This window comes from Calothrix anomala FACHB-343, assembly GCF_014696435.1.
In the GTDB taxonomy this organism is placed as follows: Bacteria; Cyanobacteriota; Cyanobacteriia; order Cyanobacteriales; family Nostocaceae; genus Aulosira; species Aulosira anomala_A.
Genome location: NZ_JACJQG010000012.1, coordinates 33,044 through 51,074, shown reverse-complemented (window position 1 = coordinate 51,074; position 18,031 = coordinate 33,044). Strand labels below are relative to the sequence as shown.

Annotated in this window: 13 protein-coding genes; 8 read left to right on the top strand and 5 right to left on the bottom strand. The window is 38.2% G+C overall.

The genetic code is table 11. The features are described from left to right. Positions 1 to 700 precede the first annotated feature (700 nt). From H6G08_RS08905 to rpmB, 4 genes are all read left to right on the top strand, one after another. Complete coding sequence (locus H6G08_RS08905) at positions 701 to 1,144, top strand: AbrB/MazE/SpoVT family DNA-binding domain-containing protein (protein WP_096644565.1); 444 nt, start codon at positions 701 to 703, stop codon at positions 1,142 to 1,144. A 190-nt stretch (positions 1,145 to 1,334) separates the two neighbouring features. After that, positions 1,335 to 2,216 carry a CPBP family intramembrane glutamic endopeptidase gene (locus tag H6G08_RS08900; protein WP_190540624.1) on the top strand — a complete coding sequence of 294 codons (882 nt, stop codon included), beginning with the start codon at positions 1,335 to 1,337 and terminating at the stop codon, positions 2,214 to 2,216. A gap of 352 nt (positions 2,217 to 2,568) precedes the next feature. Then, the gene (gene htpG / locus H6G08_RS08895) at positions 2,569 to 4,557 is read left to right on the top strand and encodes a molecular chaperone HtpG (protein ID WP_190540622.1); all 1,989 of its coding nucleotides are present in this window, start codon (positions 2,569 to 2,571) and stop codon (positions 4,555 to 4,557) included. Between the two features lie 286 nt (positions 4,558 to 4,843). Next, on the top strand, positions 4,844 to 5,080 hold the full coding sequence (gene rpmB, locus H6G08_RS08890; protein ID WP_096644563.1) for a 50S ribosomal protein L28: 237 nt from the start codon (positions 4,844 to 4,846) through the stop codon (positions 5,078 to 5,080). 483 nt (positions 5,081 to 5,563) lie between these two features. On the opposite strand, the gene H6G08_RS08885 is transcribed toward rpmB, so the two are convergent. The 3 genes from H6G08_RS08885 to hpsC all read right to left on the bottom strand — a co-directional run bounded on the left by H6G08_RS08885 (position 5,564) and on the right by hpsC (position 8,382). Continuing rightward, positions 5,564 to 6,523, bottom strand: coding sequence for an ATP-grasp domain-containing protein (locus H6G08_RS08885; RefSeq protein ID WP_190540620.1), 960 nt, complete (start codon positions 6,521 to 6,523; stop codon positions 5,564 to 5,566). Between the two features lie 108 nt (positions 6,524 to 6,631). Continuing rightward, a complete protein-coding gene (locus H6G08_RS08880) occupies positions 6,632 to 7,228 on the bottom strand; it encodes a pilus assembly FimT family protein (RefSeq protein ID WP_190540618.1) in 597 nt (198 codons plus the stop codon). A 167-nt stretch (positions 7,229 to 7,395) separates the two neighbouring features. Then, on the bottom strand, positions 7,396 to 8,382 hold the full coding sequence (gene hpsC, locus H6G08_RS08875; protein WP_190540616.1) for a hormogonium polysaccharide secretion pseudopilin HpsC: 987 nt from the start codon (positions 8,380 to 8,382) through the stop codon (positions 7,396 to 7,398). 270 nt (positions 8,383 to 8,652) lie between these two features. Here hpsC and cas5 point away from each other — a divergent pair, with 270 nt between their 5' ends. Next, on the top strand, positions 8,653 to 8,820 hold the full coding sequence (gene cas5, locus H6G08_RS38660; RefSeq protein WP_190540770.1) for a CRISPR-associated protein Cas5: 168 nt from the start codon (positions 8,653 to 8,655) through the stop codon (positions 8,818 to 8,820). Between the two features lies 1 nt (position 8,821). Here cas5 and hpsB read toward each other — a convergent pair whose 3' ends face one another. Both hpsB and hpsA read right to left on the bottom strand, forming a co-directional pair. Beyond that, complete coding sequence (gene hpsB / locus H6G08_RS08865) at positions 8,822 to 9,493, bottom strand: hormogonium polysaccharide secretion pseudopilin HpsB (protein WP_190540614.1); 672 nt, start codon at positions 9,491 to 9,493, stop codon at positions 8,822 to 8,824. A gap of 57 nt (positions 9,494 to 9,550) precedes the next feature. Next, positions 9,551 to 14,266 (bottom strand): hormogonium polysaccharide biosynthesis protein HpsA, encoded by a 4,716-nt coding sequence (hpsA, locus tag H6G08_RS08860; RefSeq protein WP_190540612.1) that lies wholly within the window; start codon positions 14,264 to 14,266, stop codon positions 9,551 to 9,553. Between the two features lie 795 nt (positions 14,267 to 15,061). Between hpsA and hpsE (H6G08_RS08855) the strand changes: the two genes are divergently transcribed. From hpsE (H6G08_RS08855) to H6G08_RS08845, 3 genes are read left to right on the top strand one after another with little or no spacing between them, the layout of a single operon-like run. Continuing rightward, positions 15,062 to 16,054, top strand: a complete 993-nt coding sequence (gene hpsE / locus H6G08_RS08855; RefSeq protein WP_190540610.1) for a hormogonium polysaccharide biosynthesis glycosyltransferase HpsE — start codon at positions 15,062 to 15,064, stop codon at positions 16,052 to 16,054. Continuing rightward, on the top strand, positions 16,047 to 17,015 hold the full coding sequence (gene hpsE, locus H6G08_RS08850; RefSeq protein ID WP_190540608.1) for a hormogonium polysaccharide biosynthesis glycosyltransferase HpsE: 969 nt from the start codon (positions 16,047 to 16,049) through the stop codon (positions 17,013 to 17,015). Before hpsE (H6G08_RS08855) ends, hpsE (H6G08_RS08850) begins: the two co-directional genes overlap by 8 nt. A gap of 36 nt (positions 17,016 to 17,051) precedes the next feature. Next, the gene (locus H6G08_RS08845) at positions 17,052 to 18,008 is read left to right on the top strand and encodes a glycosyltransferase (RefSeq protein ID WP_190540605.1); all 957 of its coding nucleotides are present in this window, start codon (positions 17,052 to 17,054) and stop codon (positions 18,006 to 18,008) included. The last annotated feature ends 23 nt before the right edge of the window (positions 18,009 to 18,031 follow it).

Sequence of the window (18,031 nt, the reverse complement as noted above, 5' to 3'; positions counted from 1 at the left end):
GAAAAATCCTCATCGTTTTTTAATTCCTGGAGCTAAGAGATTTCCATAAAAATTTACCAGTAAGTTTAATTATAAATAAAACAACTATTTTGCTATTATTAGTCCATGCTAGTATTTAATATAAAATTACGCAGGAACAAAACCAGTATCAAGAGCCGTATAAGCGCGGCTACTACTGCTTTGTTGATCTCGTAATGTAGAGACAAGAAATTTTACGTCTCTACTAGCAGGCCAAAAGGGTGTATGCCTGTATGACCATATTCAAATCTCATGCTGTCTAAAGCCTCAGAGTAATATTAGGGTAAACCCTATAACTTAAGGGCAATAATGGCAAGCATTGATAGTGGAAAATCTGCAATTTATTGGTCTATTGGACTGATTGCAGTACAACCCACAAAATTTGTAAAGGTGGCTTAAAGTTACACCGCTACATTAGCGCCAAAAGAAAAAATAATTTCATTTTCGTTGGCGAATCCTGGTTAAAAGTGACGTAAAATCACCAAAATTAATGCCTGCGATTACCAGGGCCTCCAATCTATTTATGGGCAACCATAAAAGAGGTGCTTGGGCTTACTCATAGCAGCAGGAATTTACCCAAAAATGTCATGACCAGATTGGCTCTGTGCAGATGCTAAAAGGCTAAATTCTGGCAGAAGATACCGTTTGTTAGTTTGGAGAAATTAAGGAAATTTTGAGCATAATGACTGAAACTGCAACCGCACCATTAACCGGAAAAGCATTGCTTGCTAAAGTGAAAGAGCTTTCCAATTTACCACGTCGAGAACGAGCAAAGCAGTGCGGCTATTACACGGTCACTAAGAATAATCAAGTTCGTGTTAATCTCACCGATTTTTATGACGCTTTGCTATCTGCTAGAGGAATTCCTCTCAGCCCAGAAGCACCCAAAGATGGCCGGGGTCGCGAACCGACATATCGAGTTAGCGTTCATCAAAATGGTCAAATTGTCATTGGTGCTACATACACCAAAGCAATGGGCTTAAAACCAGGTGATGAATTTGAAATCCGCTTAGGATACAAGCACATTCACTTGATTCAACTTGGTGAAAGTGACAAAAAATTAACCTCAGCAGATTTAGATGTTGACGATTTAGACGAAGAAGATTTAGAAGACGACGAAGATTAAGTTGTTTTGATGATAGGGATAGGTTAAAGCTAATGCTGAATAACTTATCTCTAGCAACATAACAAACTGACCACTGTCGTTGGAAAACTTGTCGTATCGGAAAAAATACGATTATACCTCTTGCATAAGTGACTAATTTTATTAGAGTCTTGATTAAAATCAAGAAATCTATTGTTGCAAGAAGTTAGTCGTGTTTTTTGTGCCTATTTTTATCACATTGTTGCAGCCATCAGCCGACACTCTACTGGTATTTCTCAAAGATGCACCAGTATTAGTTGTAGTGATGGCTTTTTTTAGCTTGTGGGTATTGTGTTGGTTACCAATAGCAGTAGTAATAGCGATCGCACTTAAATGGCAACCTGGTAAAAGTTTACAACCCGAACAAAAGCTACCCTTATTAATACCCCTGTATTTATTAGCACCATTGATTTTATGGGGTATGAATTCTCTCGCTGGAGGATCTTTCGCTAATTATGGCTTGGTTGTTAATCTTTCCCTTTTCACTTCTTTACTTTTTGGCTTTGGCTTAGGAGTAATTAGCCTAGCTATTGTCTTTGCTGGACAATTCTTGCTAGGTTGGTGCCAATGGCAAACAGAAAATAACAAGTTAGTACTAGCCAACTTACTACCAATTCCCTTGATAGCCTTATTAGTAGGTGCTATCGAAGAATTAATTTTTCGCGGCTTCTTAATCACAGAGTTAACTCAACAATACCCAATTTGGTTAGCAGCAGTCATTTCTAGCGTCATTTTTGCCCTGCTGCATTTAGTTTGGGAACAAAAAGAAACCATTCCCCAACTCCCAGGACTGTGGCTAATGGGGATGGTGTTGGTATTGGCGAGGTTAGTTGATGGCGGTAATTTAGGTATAGCTTGGGGATTACATGCTGGTTGGGTATGGGCGATCGCTACTTTAGACACAGCAGAACTAATTACCTACACAGGTAAAGTATCCGAATTGTTTACGGGTAAAAACAAAAAACCCCTAGCAGGTGTAGCAGGAATTGTCTGTGTCTTGCTAGCTGGGGGAATTCTCTGGTTACTTTCTAGTTTGGCGATCGCCAAATCATAACACGAACAAGAAATCATACTAACAGCAGATTGAATAAGCTAATCATCATTTCAATTGCTCAATTTTTATGCTTGTGAAAGCTGCAAACCCTCTCCCTTGCTCCTTGCTCCCCTACCGTCTCAATGTGCAAATTCAATGGTTAACATGCTTATTCTTGCTCTAGGGTAGGGAAATCCGCATCTCAGTATGGGGGAAACAATGCTGAAAAAACAAGCGATCGCCTAAGTTATACATTTAAAATCCTAATTGGTATCATCCCCTGATCCATTTTCCGGATCGCTCCTAGAAGCAGAGGGGTGAGTTGTATTTGCTATATTCATCATTTAGATCCTTGCATTGAAGATTACCCAACATGCTAGAACAAGGCACTATCAGTATTCATACTGAGAATATTTTTCCCATCATCAAGAAATCCCTGTACTCAGATCATCAAATCTTTCTGCGGGAACTGGTATCAAACGCTGTAGACGCAATTCAAAAGCTAAAAATGGTATCCCGCGCCGGAGACTATGCGGGAGAGATTGGCGAACCAGAAATTGAAATAGCCATAGATAAAAACAACAAAACCCTCTCTATCTCCGATAATGGTATCGGCATGACAACAGAGGAAGTAAAAAAATATATCAATCAGGTTGCTTTCTCTAGTGCGGAAGAATTTATTCACAAATATGAAGGAAAATCAGATCAGCCGATCATCGGTCACTTCGGTCTAGGTTTTTACTCCTCCTTCATGGTGGCGCAAAAAGTCGAAATCGATACCCTCTCCTACCAAGAAGGAGCGCAAGCAGTACATTGGAGTTGTGATGGTTCCCCAGAGTTCACCTTAGATGAATCATCCCGCACAACTCGCGGTACTACCATTACCCTCACCCTGCAAGCGGAAGAAGAAGAGTATTTAGAATCATCACGAATCAAAAATCTTGTTAAAACTTATTGCGACTTCATGCCAGTACCCATCAAACTGGATGGTGAAGTCTTAAATAGACAAAAAGCACCTTGGCGGGAATCTCCAAATAACCTCAGCAAAGAAGATTATTTAGAGTTCTATCGCTATCTCTATCCGTTTCAAGAAGAACCCCTACTTTGGGTACATCTCAACACTGACTACCCCTTCATTATTAATGGGATTTTGTATTTTCCCAAAATGAGACCGGATGTTGATGTCACAAAAGGTCAGATTAAGCTATTTTGTAACCAAGTGTTTGTCAGTGACAACTGTGAAGAAATTATCCCACAGTTCCTCATGCCCATGCGAGGGGTAATTGATAGTACCGATATTCCCCTTAATGTATCCCGGAGTGCATTGCAAGGCGATCGCACTGTCCGCAAAATTGGTGACTACATTGCCAAAAAAGTAGGCGATCGCCTTAAGGAACTTTACCGCGACAACCGCGAACAATACATCAGCGCTTGGAAAGACTTAGGCACTTTTGTTAAATTTGGCGTACTCAACGATGACAAGTTTAAAAAACAAGTAGAAGACATCATCGTTTTCCGCACTACCGCAAAAGTTGCTGAAAAAACGGCAGATACTCCAGCCGTAGAAGTACAATCTGCTGAAGGCGATGTTTGGCAAGATGTGACTCCATCTGCATCCAGCAAAGATAATTTAGCTACCAGCACACCTTATACCACACTCAAAGAGTACTTAGAACGTAACAAAGAACGCCACGAAAACAAAGTATTCTACTGTACCGATGAAGCGACCCAAGCTACATACGTAGAATTACACAAAAATCAAGGATTAGAAGTCCTATTTATGGACTCCTTCATTGATACCCATTTCATCAACTTCTTGGAACGGGAATATAACGATGTTAAATTTACCCGTGTAGATTCCGACTTAGATAATACCCTGTTGGATCAAGATAAATCTGGGGAAATCGTAGATCCGACAACCAACAAAACCAAGAGTGAAGTCATCAAAGAATTATTTGAGAAAGCCCTCAACAAACCCAAAGTCAATATCCGTACCGAAGCTTTAAAATCGGATAATCCCCAAGGAACTCCACCAGCAGTGGTATTGCTACCAGAAATTCTGCGTCGTTTGCGGGAAATGAACGCCATGATGCAGCAGCAAACCACAGAATTCCCCGAAGATCATATTTTGTTGGTAAATACCGCACACCCCCTAATTCAAAATTTAGCTAATCTCAGTCAAGGTAGCATTATTCAAGGTGAGGGCTTATCTCCCAGCGCCCAACTAGCGAACATGATTTGCCAACATGTCTACGATTTAGCCCTCATGTCACAAAAAGGATTTGACGCTGAAGGGATGAAATCCTTTGTCGAACGGTCAAACGAAGTACTTACTAAACTCACAGAACAGGTAAGTAAGTAAATCTCTTACAGCGAATTATAAGTTGGTGAGGTACAGATAATCATTTATTGTAGGGGCATTGGCACTGCCATGCCCCGAAGCGCGTACCTCATTTACCTGAAATATGCTGTAGCATCAATCATGACAAATTATCGGGGCGGGGGTTTCCCGTTCTGAAAGATAACAATCCTGGTAACCTGATAATTGGGATATTTTATCTATTTTCCCATTTCCCGATCCAAATCTTCATCACAAACCTCTTAGAATAGAAAGGTTGTATTGAAATAGCAATCTGGAGAAACAGGCTATGTCTCGTCGCTGCGAACTAACAGGTAAAAAGGCAAATAACGCCTTTGCAATTTCCCACTCCCACCGCCGTACTAAACGCCTTCAGCAAGCTAACTTGCAAATCAAGCGCGTTTGGTGGCCAAGTGGAAATCGCTGGGTTAAACTCAAGCTATCTACCAAAGCAATTAAAACCTTGGAAATCAAAGGTATAGAAGCAATGGCTAAAGAAGCTGGAATTAACCTCAATCATTACTAATCGCGATTTCCCGCAAAACCGCTACATATTTTATCCTCTCATTACCTCCTCAGTACTGTTGCCAGAGAGATTTTTTCTCATGGGGAGGTTCGGGGGAAAATAGCAAACATTTCCCCTGGCGATCGCAATTCACGAAAATCTTGATACATATAGATTTTTCGTAGGCGCATAGTAATACCATCGGTGTAAACTTAGCGCCAAATTTCTTTTAGATACAGATGTGAGAGATTCTCTCGTTCCCAGTCCCAGACTGGGAATGCTATCATCCCAAGTTATACCATTTGCGGATGAATGAGTAAGCCAAACATCCTCTCAATGCTTGATGAAATCAAAATTTCAGAATTTGGCTTTGATTATTGTTTTTTGAGAGTGACAAAATAGAGATCAAGCCTTTGACTCTAGACTCTGGATTTTTGACAACCTCAGTGCAAAACATACAATTTAAATGCCTAACAGCTGATGCTTAATACTATCAATGGAAACTTATGCACAAGCATTAGTCTTTGAATCTATAAATATTATCTTAAATGATTTGCTTAATTTGGTTAGTGCTATTTTTTCTAAGCTTTTCGACATATGATCGGAATTCAGTCCCCAAGGTGTATTATTAGCATCAATGATATAGATTTTATTGTCTTCCCTATCTCTGAGAATATCTAAATCGCCATAATCCAGACCTATTGTGCGGGCAAAATTAATTATTTTTTTAATTTCTTCCTGTGTAAATATCTCTTCTGGCGCAGAGATTTTAGCATAACTTTTTATATTAAAACGATTTTGAATAGGTCTGTATTTAAGGGCTAAATAGGTAATTTTATCCTTAAAAATAGTTACTCTTATATCCTGGACAAAATTTTCATCTACTTCGTTATGAATCAATTTTTGATATAGGTATCCACTTTCAGTTTCTTCTAACGGGGCATCTATAATCTTGCCATCATGAGTAGCATTCATGTTAGATTTACGAACTATTTTCCCTTTAAATGTAAAAGGATCAACTAGAGAACTATAGCCAAAAATATCTTTAAATATTTTATCAACATGATTTTTGCTAATATCATTGCAATTAATATTGAAAACTTCAGTCCGAGCGGCTAGTTTTTGTAAAAAATTATCTGGTTGTGAAAACGTTGAATCCTGCCATTTAAAAGCCAAATCAAATTTTTTAGTAGGGTCATTGGTTATAGAGTACCCTAAATGAAGACATATTTTATATATTACTGTCCCTGGATAAGGCTTATCTGGATAAAAAAGAATTGTCTTTCTAGCTAAAAAAAAATTTACAATGGTGATTCTAATGATGTATGAAATAATAATAATAATTCCAGTAACATCTTTTTTATCAAGCCAGTGATAGTAGGTTCTATAAATTATTTTATATTCACTAAAAAGTTCAGCAATACTTTTAGGCAAAAGCTCTTTAAATTGCTTTGTTAACTCCATTTTTCTGAACCAACATGTTTCTATACTCTGCCTTCATTCTCTACTTAATATATTTTTCATAGTTCAGTGTTTATACTTATTTTTTATTTTGATTAGCACACAATTAACTCAATTACAGTCACTATCTTTAGCAGTCCGCATTCCCCCAATTAAAGTTTCTATAATTACGCATCGTTTGCTATTGCTAGGATTTGTAGAGTTTGCAGGCCGAGGATTTGCTACAACAATTTTAATACCCGTACTAGGACTAGTACCTGCCAAAGCACCCATATAGTCAAAAGTAACAGTTTTGGCAGTACTTAAATTATTAAAAACAACAGTAGCAGGGGATGTGACAGTATTCGCTGTTGTATCTAAATTTGTTCCCACAATAACTTCCCCTGATTTGATTCCTAATTCTTGGGTTAAATTTCTCCACTTGGGTGTAGAGCCAAAATACACAGACATTTGGGGAATACCGCTATTAGTTTGAAAACTCACACTGTAATTCCGCTTATTTTTTTTAGCTTCTCGTTGTGCTTCTTGTAAAGCAGCTAAAACTATGTCGTTAGCCTTGTTTAAACGCTGTCGCTTGAGAAAGCCAAGCCAACCAGGAGATGAAATTGCTGCTAAAATTCCTACCATAAATACCACTACCAAAACTTCTAACAATGTAAAACCATCATCTTTTGATTTAGAGAAAATTTTCCAAGTATCTTGACTCATATAATTTGCAGAGATTAATCTGGTTTAGTAGTTTATTGAGCGAAATTTAAATTCTTATCTGTCAAAACAGCAGATAGATATTTTCCTTTTTTTAAAGTTTATTTCCCAGTTGATTATTGAACTAAAGGATATTAGTGCAAGTTGATAGATGTCAATTAACCTAACATTTACTGTGTAAACAAGAATCCTCGTCCTTGTACCCGTACAGTTACTTCAGGGAAATAATTTTTTTGACTACTGCTGTAATTGATGTTGCTGCTTTTTAGCCTAGCTAAGGCATTACCTCGTAAGAATACTTGTGCAGCCGTATTAGTTGTATCTACACAAGCATAAAAGCTAGTCATTTGTCCGGTAGCTCTAGTATTAAAACTTGCAGGCGTGACTTTTGATGTTCCGGTGGGACAGGTGATTGCAGCAGGTGCGCCGGTGGTAGTCTGGTCGATGTAGTCTATTAACACGAAAGGAGCACCTTGATAACTAACATTGGTTGTAGTTGGCACATTGTTAACCGTTGTCGTGTAAGAGCTAAGTCGCGTCCAACTATTCATTTTCTGTGCCAAAGTCCCAACCCCTTCTAGCTTAAAGGGCGCATAACCAGTACTTGGACAATAACCGCTAACATACTTGTCTGTATAGCCTGAGCAAGAAACACCACTAGAAAGTTTTACCCCATCGCGAATTTGCCATCTAGCAATGCGAGCTGCTTTAGACCAAGGTGCACTATCATCCTTAATCAAATAGTAAGCAACTAATGAGTAAACAAAAGTATCATCTTTATTGTTATCAGCTGCGGTGAGTACGCCATTGATAAACTCACGCTTCCAAAACACAAGTACCGGAACCAGATTGGCATCATTAGGACTAGGTAATTGGGCTTTAATAGCATCTACACCAGCCTCATTATAAATATAAATTGCTTGCTGTAAATCGCGGGCAATATAATCTATTGCTGACTGAATTTCCTGTTCTGAGCTACCTTTGGCTTGTTCTTGTCGGTCTGTATTTACAATGTTGATCATAAATCCAAACAGAGGCGTAATCACTAGCACTGCTACAATGCTAGCTACTAGTAATTCTATGAGGGTAAAACCATCATCTCGAATCACTGTTGGTCTATTTTTATATTTAATCAGTAAAAATTTGATAAGATTCATTTGATATATTTTCTCTTTTTATCTATAAACAACAATTGATACTAATTATGTGAATTAATTAGGTCTGCGTAATTAAATAAAACTGGCGAGTTTTGTCATTTGTCATTGGTAAGGGTTTCATGCCACTTTACTCAAGGTACATAGTTTATTTTTTTTCAACGACTTATTTAAATCTTATTTAAATGATGAGATTTGCTTCTTCCAAATTCCCGATTACTGATTACAAAAGTTGGGGATTTTGTTTATTAGATATGGTGTGAATTAACCTAACTGGTAAGACAGAGCATAAACTTATATCTTTTTACTTATAGAAGATGTAAATTTCTTGCCAGTCAATCATGGAAAAAACCCACAACCAAACAGAAAAATCTGTCTTTCCCATGCCCCATGCCCTATGCCCAATGCCCATTTCACGCTAGGACAGACACCCAACAATAAGTTAGTTACAACTGTTATTAGTACCAGTAGTACCTGTTTTCAAGCGATTGCACAAATCATTAAATGAGCCTGTTTGGCTGCTGATTTCTGAGATCATTTCTACTAAAGGTGTTTTGCGTTCGCCTAACCCCCCAGTCACAGTTTTTTGCTTTGCCGGTGCTTTCTGCAAACTACCATCATTGGTAAAGCCATCTGCTCGGTAAACTCTGACTCCTAAAAGATAACCAGTAGTAGGATTAGTGGAGTTTTTATTGTAGCGAAACGCCTGAATTACAAAGTCTTTACTATTATTTGTGGTACAGCTACCATTATTGTCTCCATCTATACAATATAAATTGGCAGCCGGAGCGGAGCAGTAACTATTATTGCTGCAAGTTAAAGCGCCTACTGCTGGTGCAGGAAATGCATTTATGGAAGTATAGGTAGTTGTATCAACTTGTAATGCAGCATTATCAACAAGAATCGCTCCTGTTCGCACTCCTTCTATATATGTTTTCGCAGCTTGGGTAGCTAACTCAATACGTCGAGATTGGACGCGAGTTGCAGTAGAGAAGACAATTACCGGTGCGATCGCTACCATTAATATTGCAACAACCACCATTGCAATCAGGGATTCAATAATGGTAAATCCAGACTCTCGAGATGTTGGTGGTATTGGGTACTTTAACATCATAATTATTTTGTTGCTCACTTTTAGTGGTTTGTAGGGTGGGCAAAGCCCACCTTACAGCTACGATTGACAGCTACTAGGACGTTGACTGCCAGCAATAGCATAAGTATCATTGCTAGGATCTGTATCGCCATCGACCTTTTTGGCACACAGTAAGTTTTGTACCCAAGTATCATCGCGCCCAACTTCCCGATAATACTCATCTGGTCTATCTGTTGGGATTCTCACCAGTTTCAGCGCAAATAAATCTGGTGACTGCGATAGCAAAGCAACATCATAACCCCATTGTCTTCTTGAAGGTCGGTAGTAAGGGAGTTTGCCGTTAGTATTATTGTTGGCATATATATTGGTGTTATCCAATGACGTAAAAAATGGAGCGCTGGCATAGGCACTGCGACCAATTTGCATAAACGAACCATTAATTCTAGTTGTCTGAAGAGTACCTGGTTCCCAGTTTTCTAATAAGCGGGGAAAGTTGTGTAAACCACCACCATGTTCTGAAGGACGACCGGGAACGTCTCCCGCCGCCATAATCACATTAAAAGTAGTGTCGGTAGCATCTTGTAACCAATTACCGTCTTGTGTACCAGTGATCTGGGTAGTGTTATTAGGATCAGCAGGGCTAGCAAAGGGTTGGTCAAGTTGTAAAACTGGTTGCATACCTGTGATCGCGCCGGCAGTGGTTATTGGCTTTAACCAAGGCATGAAGGCATCATTGGGCGGCCCCATTAGTGTTTGATTTGCCACTGAACCTGTTACACCTGACACAGATACTGATTTTGTTGACCCGAAATTAAAAATTTGGACTTTCCCCCCCGTCTCAACTCCTAAAACTTGCAGAGGCTGTATAGGTACTCCAGTAGTGTTATTTCGGATTAAAGCTAATCTGCGAGGAGCATTACTATCAAAACACTTGGGGCCTGTATTATTATCTGCTGCAAAAGCCGCAGGATCGTCAAATAAATATCCGGTTTTGATTCTACTATTACTAGGGTTTCCATTCTTGCCCACAATCTTATCATTCAGATAAGTATTTCCACCGCCGTTATCACTACAGGAAGTCTGAATAGTCCAGTTTTTAGGATTGCTACAGAATGTTGCTACATTGACTGTGACTCCATTCGCTGTCCCTTGACCATTCGTGATATTTTGTACAGGGCAAACCTCTGTTAAATACGACCCTGGTGGTATTTGTAGCGCCACGGGGGTAACAAAGTTATTGAAGTAAGAACTACCCTGGAATCCAGTTTTTGTGGTGTCCAAATCTTTGGGTAAGTTAGTGCTAGGATCGCGCCATCTAGCTACAGGTACGTAACTGTTAGTTTTGGAGAAATAGGTTTCTATTGTTGTCCCTGTAATGGTAGAAGCATCAGGCTTCCAATCATAGTCTCCCTCATTGCGGTAGCCTAATCTATAGTTATCCGAAAGGATAGTTATTGCATCTGCTAATACAGCTGCTGGTCGCCATTCGTCGCCAACAGTACAGTTAGGCAATCTAGAGTCATTTTTGCGACAGGCAAAGTTAGGATTGAGTTGAGCTTTGGTACGGTTATAGAAGTTGTCCCAAGTAGATGTGAGTTCGTTGGTGAATTCCTCTTGAGTATCGCCACTAAAATCACCATGCAAATTAAAGTTGCCATCAATATATACAGGCAAATTCGTAGCTAAAATAAGCCCCTTCTCTACATCGCGATAGTCATCGTCACGCCACAACTTTTGACCATTGACTAACATAATGGCATTGGGTCGGCGATTAGCGTCAAGTCTATGGTCTACTGCACTGATTCGCTTTTCTGATTCTGTTGGTGAATTTATATTACTTACAGCACTCCAATCTGGCAGCGCATCATCACGAGAAGCATAGATAATTCCGCTATTTGGTAGTAAGTATTCTTGTGTACTTGCAGGCCCCGAACCTATGGTTGTTATCCGTAATTGATTGAGATCTAAGACTGTGGCGCGGATTTCCTGTGGTTCTCGATCTTTTTTGTCTAGATCGAAATCAGGTGTTGTTGTTGTTGATTTATGAATGGTTTTAATTTGTCTGGCATCTAAAAAGGCAGTTTCTCGAATCGCACCGTGGGGAATCGGAGGAGTAGCGGCTACAGTAATACTGCCATCTAAAATTTGTAAGCCACAAATTTGAGCATCAATTGCTGACTTCTCAGATAAGGTACGATTGGCGGCTGTTTTGGCTAAAGCTCTGGCTAATAGTCCATCATCTATTAATCGTCCATTGGGATATTTTAATTGGGAGATGTAAGTCAAGGCGTCGCTATAACTAGTAACAGTCCCAGTAGGTGGCCCATAAACAATGCCGTTGTTGGATCTACCGTTAGTATCCTTGCCTATACCGTCTACAGTCACAGTGTCAGGGAGTGTAGATAGATTTTTGGCTGTAGTGCTATTAGTTGGTACATAAAAGCTACTCACACAAGCTATGGGTGTGGGGGATGACTGATCGTAGTTAGTTCCTTTGTAGTGATAAACAGCTGTAGCCCGCATCCTTAGATATGGAGTTGTTGTCCGGTCAGTGATGGTGTTGTATTTATAAGTAATATTGGCGTAATCTGTTGCACCCTCGGTATAGGCATACATCCAATATGGTTTAATTGTTGTGCTGGTAGGTGTTGGTGCTTGGGGTACGGGGTTCTGATCTGACCAAATATTACCCGGTGTGGGCAAACTAGTATATTTGGGTGCAGTATCAGATGCAGATGTATCAGGCAAGTAAATTCCCGCACCAGTGATAACTCGCAAACCGCCAACAGGTTCTAGTGGGGTGCTTGGTACTTGGGCTGCCGATAGTTCCCAATCCCCATCTCTGGAGATGTTACCTAAATTAGGTAGTTGCTGAATTTCGCTATGGCGAGTCCGAATATTATCAGAAGTAGTAGTGTTAGGATCGTCCCAGTATCTACCACTGATATTTTGCGTATCTTCTTCGTTAGGGCCAACAAATGTAGTTCCGTTCCACCACAATTCAGGTAAATTATTACCAACAGAAATGCGATCGCCTACAGATTGTTCAACACCTTGTAATGTTTTTTCTAGTCTCTCTGGTTTAGTGGCACTGGGTCGCAGTCTATTAGTATTATTAGTGTTCAGGTCTAAGTTACTGAAAGTGACTGTACTACCATTTATAGTCCCAGTTTTACTCCTACCATCTGTTGGTAAAAAGGGATATATCCACTCATCCGGTGGGCGTAGGGTATTACCACTGCCTTGTAACACTTGACTGGCTTTGCTACCGCTAGCTGCGTAATCACTTAAAGCATCTACACCGAAACCAACCTCTTGATAAGGAATGCGACGAGTACGTCTTTTAAAATAAGCTGTTAACTGTTGGTTACGTAACTGATTTTCTTCTGCCGTTGTATAACTTGATAAATTAAGAGCCTGTTTTGCTTTTGTAATGCCTTGCTTCACCTCATCGGGATCGGTAGTTGCATTATTCGCCATTTGAGCTTCAACTAAGCGATTGATCCGTTGGGTATAAGCCAAACTATTGTATAAAATTAAATTTGGCTGATTGGTTACTGATTTATTAGTTTTGGTATTATTTTCGGTTGCATCTGTTTCCGGAGCAACACCTTTACCTTGATATAAATGTACTTCCGTGCCATTTGCTCTATCAGCAGTGTCAGTGTAACCACCAGCACCTAAGTTACCAGCAACAAAGATTTTGCTATTGTCAGCTTCATAAAAACAGGAATCTTGACTACTGATTTGATATAGTTTGGCTGTAGCGCCGCTAGCAGTACCAAAGTTACTATTAGTAACAATTCGCCCATTGAGGTTCATATCTTCTGCAGGAGTCAGTATTAGATCGTCCTCAAAAACAACGGCGTTATTAACTAGAGGAAGTTGTACCCGTTCCTGCTGATATTCCATCGCCGAAAAGCTTTTATTACCCTTGTAGCTTTCATAGGTGGTGTTATTGGGTGGATTTGTAATCGGAACATTGGCAGTATAAACGAAGAAACTTTTTTTCAACTGACTACCAACCTTAAACCAACCAGAGTTACCTACTAGAGTGGCACTTGTACCAGCCGCACTTCCGCAATTGCTACCAACATTACCACCCATCATTGGTATGGTTCTTGCTTCTAGAGGATTTCTAGAACGTTCATAAGCGCCGTTAGTAACTGGTGGATTTTTAAAATAAATCCCATACATGGTATAAGTATCATACTTTCCATTATTGTCAGTATCTACCGGATACATCCATGCTGATTGAATTTGAGTTAAATAGGCTTTTTCTTGAGCACTAGCTGTAGAATTTGCAGCTAATTTACTTTTTTCTCCTGTAGTTAATTTATTTTGATCTGTCGTACTTAATTGAACTTTGATTTGTTGTTCATCCCCAAAGGTATATTCATTAATATATGAGGCAAAATGACCTGATAATGCTGTATCTGTGGGTGTTGCTCGTGGCAATCTAGAATCAGAAAATAGCTTATTTAACTTGGTTTTAGCTCTGTCGAGTGCTGGTGTCGCAGCGTTGAGTACAGCCTCATTTACTCTCACATTGCTGGCATTTTTTGCCCGTTCAAATGAGCGAAACAGAATAGCAGTTGTTAGCAGGACAACTACCAAAGAGACCATGACAACTGAGGGTAGAACGAAACCTGAATTACGCCATTTTTTTTGGTTTCTATTAATGAATAAACTTCTCAAAAGCCAAACTAATTGCTTTTTAATTACAAATCGAAATTGGCGTAATTTTTGAGAAAATTTTCTGATTTGCTTGACTAAACGGCGTTTTATAGACATAGCTATTTTCCTGTCAAGTGTAGATATGAAATACAGCGTGATGAATATTGGGAGATGATTTGTAATTTGGTTGGTACTTTACCAAAAAACTGATTTTAATATTAGTTGGTTAATTGATAGCCGACGAAGAATAAAAATGGCAGAGATCGATCATCTGTGTATATAGGAGTTGCAGCATAGTTTTCGCGCACTGACTTTTCCCGCTATCTTGTTGGCGGAGTGATTTCTACGACAAGCTGCGCCTGCGCTGATAATACCCCGATACAAAAGTCTTATTCTCTGGGTGCTAATTCTCAATAAATTTATTTAATGAGAATAAAATGTAGGTTGAAACCCTTACTATATCCAGGTTTTTAGACTTAACAGGAAAAGTTAGTTATCACTAATGGGAGAGTAAGCTTATATTACCCACCTGAAGCGGAAAATATATCATCTGGGAGAAAATAATAGTTAAGAGCTAGAAGCACTCCATCAGTATTTTTACCTTCTACTCTCTCTACTTATGTAAATATTACTCAAAATCTGCTTGTCAAGGCAGATATTAACTGCTAAAAATACTGACGGTAATTAAATCAAGTTAGCAACCTAATATTAAAAACCACTATAAATACTGAACTGGAAATAACATACCTAAAGCAGAATAGAAATAACAAATGGGTGTTTTAAGTTGTTGACTATTGACTGTTAACAGTGAACCGTCAACAGTCAACTTGGAAGTATCTGAGTTTTCCTCTATAGATACTTAGGGGTTAATTATTCACGTATATCGCTGTAGTTTTAACTGGGAAATTACCGATGAGCGAAAGTGTAGACTTTACTGTAGCTATCCCTACTTATAACGGTGAAAGTCGTTTACCAGAACTATTAGAGCGACTACGTAATCAACTCTACACCGAAACATTTGTTTGGGAAATTATTGTTGTAGATAATAACAGTACTGATAATACAGCAGTTCTTATTAAAAACTATCAAGCTGGTTGGGAATGTCCCTACCCTTTAAAGTATTGCTTTGAAGCCAAGCAGGGTGCAGGTTACGCAAGAAAACGTGCTGTTGAGGAAGCTAAAGGTAAATTCATCGGTTTTCTTGATGATGATAATTATCCAGTATCTAATTGGGTAGCAGTTGCTTATGCTTTTGGTCAAAAATATCCTCAAGCAGGAGCTTATGGAAGTCAAATTCATCCAGATTGGGAAGTAGAACCACCAAAAGATTTTCAGCGAATTGCTCCGTTTTTAGCAATTACAGAAAGAGGAAATTTACCTTTACTTTATGAACCTCATCAAAGATTACTTCCGCCATCTGCGGGGCTTGTTATCCGCCGAGAAGCTTGGTTAAAAAGTATTCCAAATCAGATGATTTTAACAGGTCGAGTTTCTAATAATACGCTGACTGGTGAAGATTTAGAAATGTTGTCTTACCTGCAAAAATTTGGTTGGGAGATTTGGTATAACCCGGAAATGGAAATCTATCACAAAATTCCTAGCTGGCGCTTACAAAGAGAGTATTTAATTCCTTTTTTTCGCGGTATTGGACTCAGCCGCTTTGTTACTAGGATGATACCGCTCAAGCCTTACTATAGACCATTAGCATTTTTATTTTATTTAATAAATGATTTGCGTAAAATTATTTGGCATTTAATTAAATATGGTAAAGGTTTAAAAACTGATTTAGTTGCCGCTTGTGAGATGCAATTATTTTACAGCAGTTTTATCAGTCCTTTTTATCTTTGGAAACAAGGATCTTTAACCAAATACCATAAAGAAAGTAAATTTATTTTCGATGATTGATATACTCACTAAAAAAATAAACATCTCTGTAGCTATCCCTACATATAACGGTGCGGAAAGGTTGCCTAAAATTTTGGATATGCTGCTATCGCAAACTGGATTAGAAAAGTTAAGTTGGGAAATTATTATTGTTGATAATAACAGTGTTGATTGCACAAATATTGTCATTCATAATTACCAAGAAATCTGTAATCATGTTTGCCCTTTAAGGTATTTTTTAGAACTTAACCAAGGAGCAGCTTTTGCACGTATCAGAGCAGTACAAGAAGCTAGAGGTGAGATAATTGCATTTTTAGATGATGATAACTTACCAGCACCAGATTGGCTAATCGCTGCTTATAATTTTGGGCTTGAACACCCGCAAGCTGGTGCTTGGAGTGGTCAAATTCATGGTAGTTATGAGGTGAATCCACCTAAAAATTTTGAAAGAATTCAAGGTTTTCTCGCTATTAGAGAACTTGGGAATCAACCACAGTTATTTGAACCAGAAAATTTGCGCCTTCCCCCTGGCGCGGCGCTAGTTGTTCGCAAACAAGTATGGTGCGATCGCGTTCCTGAAATACCCATGCTGACAGGAAAATTACCTGGTATATTTGTGCAGGGTGATGATTATGAACCATTGCTATATATTCATAGTGCTGGTTGGGAAATTTGGTATAATCCCAATATGCATACTTATCATCAAATCCCACATTGGCGATTAGAAAAAGATTACTTATTAAGTTTAGCTCGTGGTTGTGGCTTGTGTATTTTTTATTTACGCACGATTAACACTAAAAGCTGGCAAAAACCAATAATATTTTTTAGGACTTTTTTAGGGAATTTATATCGGCTTATCAAACATATTATTCAATACAAAACATCTTTAAAAATTGATATAGTTGCGCTTTTTGAATTTGAATTTTATTTAAGTAGTATGATGAGTCCTTTTTATTATCTGAAAAGTTTTAATATTTTTTAGTGGATTTTATAAAAGAAGTTTTTTATTTAAAAAAACATGTATTATGACAACCAAAATAATCCAATTATTTCTGTAATTATACCAGCTTATAATTGCCAAAAAACTATTAAAGCCACAATTGCATCAGTTTTAAATCAAACTTTTACCAATTTTGAATTAATTGTTATTAATGATGGTTCGCAAGATTCAACTTTAGAGATTATTTCTAAAATTGAGGATTATCGGTTGAAAATATTTTCTTTTGAAAATGCAGGAGGAAATGTTAGCCGCAATCGGGGATTAAATTATGCAGTTGGAGATTTTGTCAGTTTCTTAGATGCAGATGATATTTGGACACCTGAGAAGCTAGCAAGTCAGTTACAGGCTTTACAAAATAATACTGATTGTCAGGTTGCTTATAGTTGGACTGATTATATTGATGAAAAGGACAATTTTTTGGTGTCTGGTAGACATTTTATAGCCAATGGTGATGTATATGAACAATTATTGCTCAATAATTTTTTAGAAAATGGCTCTAACCCCTTGATTTGTAAAGAAGCGATCGCTCTCATTGGTGGATTTGATGAATCTCTAAGTGCTGCTCAGGATTGGGATATGTGGTTAAGACTAGCCAACAAGTTTAATTTTGTATGTGTACCTGCTGTTCAAATATTATATAGAGTCAGTGCTAATTCACTTTCTTCTAATCTTATTCGCCAGGAAACAGCATGTTTGCAAGTGATAGAAAGAGCATATAAAGCCAGACAATTTGATAAACATATTTGGTATATGGCTATGACAAATATTTATAAATACCTGGCATGTAAAGCTTTACAAGAACCATTTAATAGATATAAAGGTATGACTGCTGCTTTATTTATCTGGAAGTACTTCATTAACAATTCATCGCGATTCTACCAAATAAAATTTATAATTATTTTGTTATTAAAAGCCGTGATAATTATTATTTTTCCTGCTGCTATATCTACATCATTATTGGCAGGAAAACCCTGATTGTCAGACTATAAGATATGATT

What these genes read in the sequence shown, in the direction of transcription:
- rpmB (WP_096644563.1), top strand. Translation starts at nt 4,844, where the DNA reads ATGTCTCGTCGCTGCGAACTAACAGGTAAAAAGGCAAATAACGCCTTT.
- htpG (WP_190540622.1), top strand. Translation starts at nt 2,569, where the DNA reads ATGCTAGAACAAGGCACTATCAGTATTCATACTGAGAATATTTTTCCC.
- hpsB (WP_190540614.1), bottom strand. Translation starts at nt 9,493, where the DNA reads ATGATGTTAAAGTACCCAATACCACCAACATCTCGAGAGTCTGGATTT.
- hpsC (WP_190540616.1), bottom strand. Translation starts at nt 8,382, where the DNA reads ATGAATCTTATCAAATTTTTACTGATTAAATATAAAAATAGACCAACA.
- H6G08_RS08880 (WP_190540618.1), bottom strand. Translation starts at nt 7,228, where the DNA reads ATGAGTCAAGATACTTGGAAAATTTTCTCTAAATCAAAAGATGATGGT.
- hpsE (WP_190540608.1), top strand. Translation starts at nt 16,047, where the DNA reads ATGATTGATATACTCACTAAAAAAATAAACATCTCTGTAGCTATCCCT.
- hpsE (WP_190540610.1), top strand. Translation starts at nt 15,062, where the DNA reads ATGAGCGAAAGTGTAGACTTTACTGTAGCTATCCCTACTTATAACGGT.
- H6G08_RS08845 (WP_190540605.1), top strand. Translation starts at nt 17,052, where the DNA reads ATGTATTATGACAACCAAAATAATCCAATTATTTCTGTAATTATACCA.
- hpsA (WP_190540612.1), bottom strand. Translation starts at nt 14,266, where the DNA reads ATGTCTATAAAACGCCGTTTAGTCAAGCAAATCAGAAAATTTTCTCAA.
- H6G08_RS08885 (WP_190540620.1), bottom strand. Translation starts at nt 6,523, where the DNA reads ATGGAGTTAACAAAGCAATTTAAAGAGCTTTTGCCTAAAAGTATTGCT.
- H6G08_RS08905 (WP_096644565.1), top strand. Translation starts at nt 701, where the DNA reads ATGACTGAAACTGCAACCGCACCATTAACCGGAAAAGCATTGCTTGCT.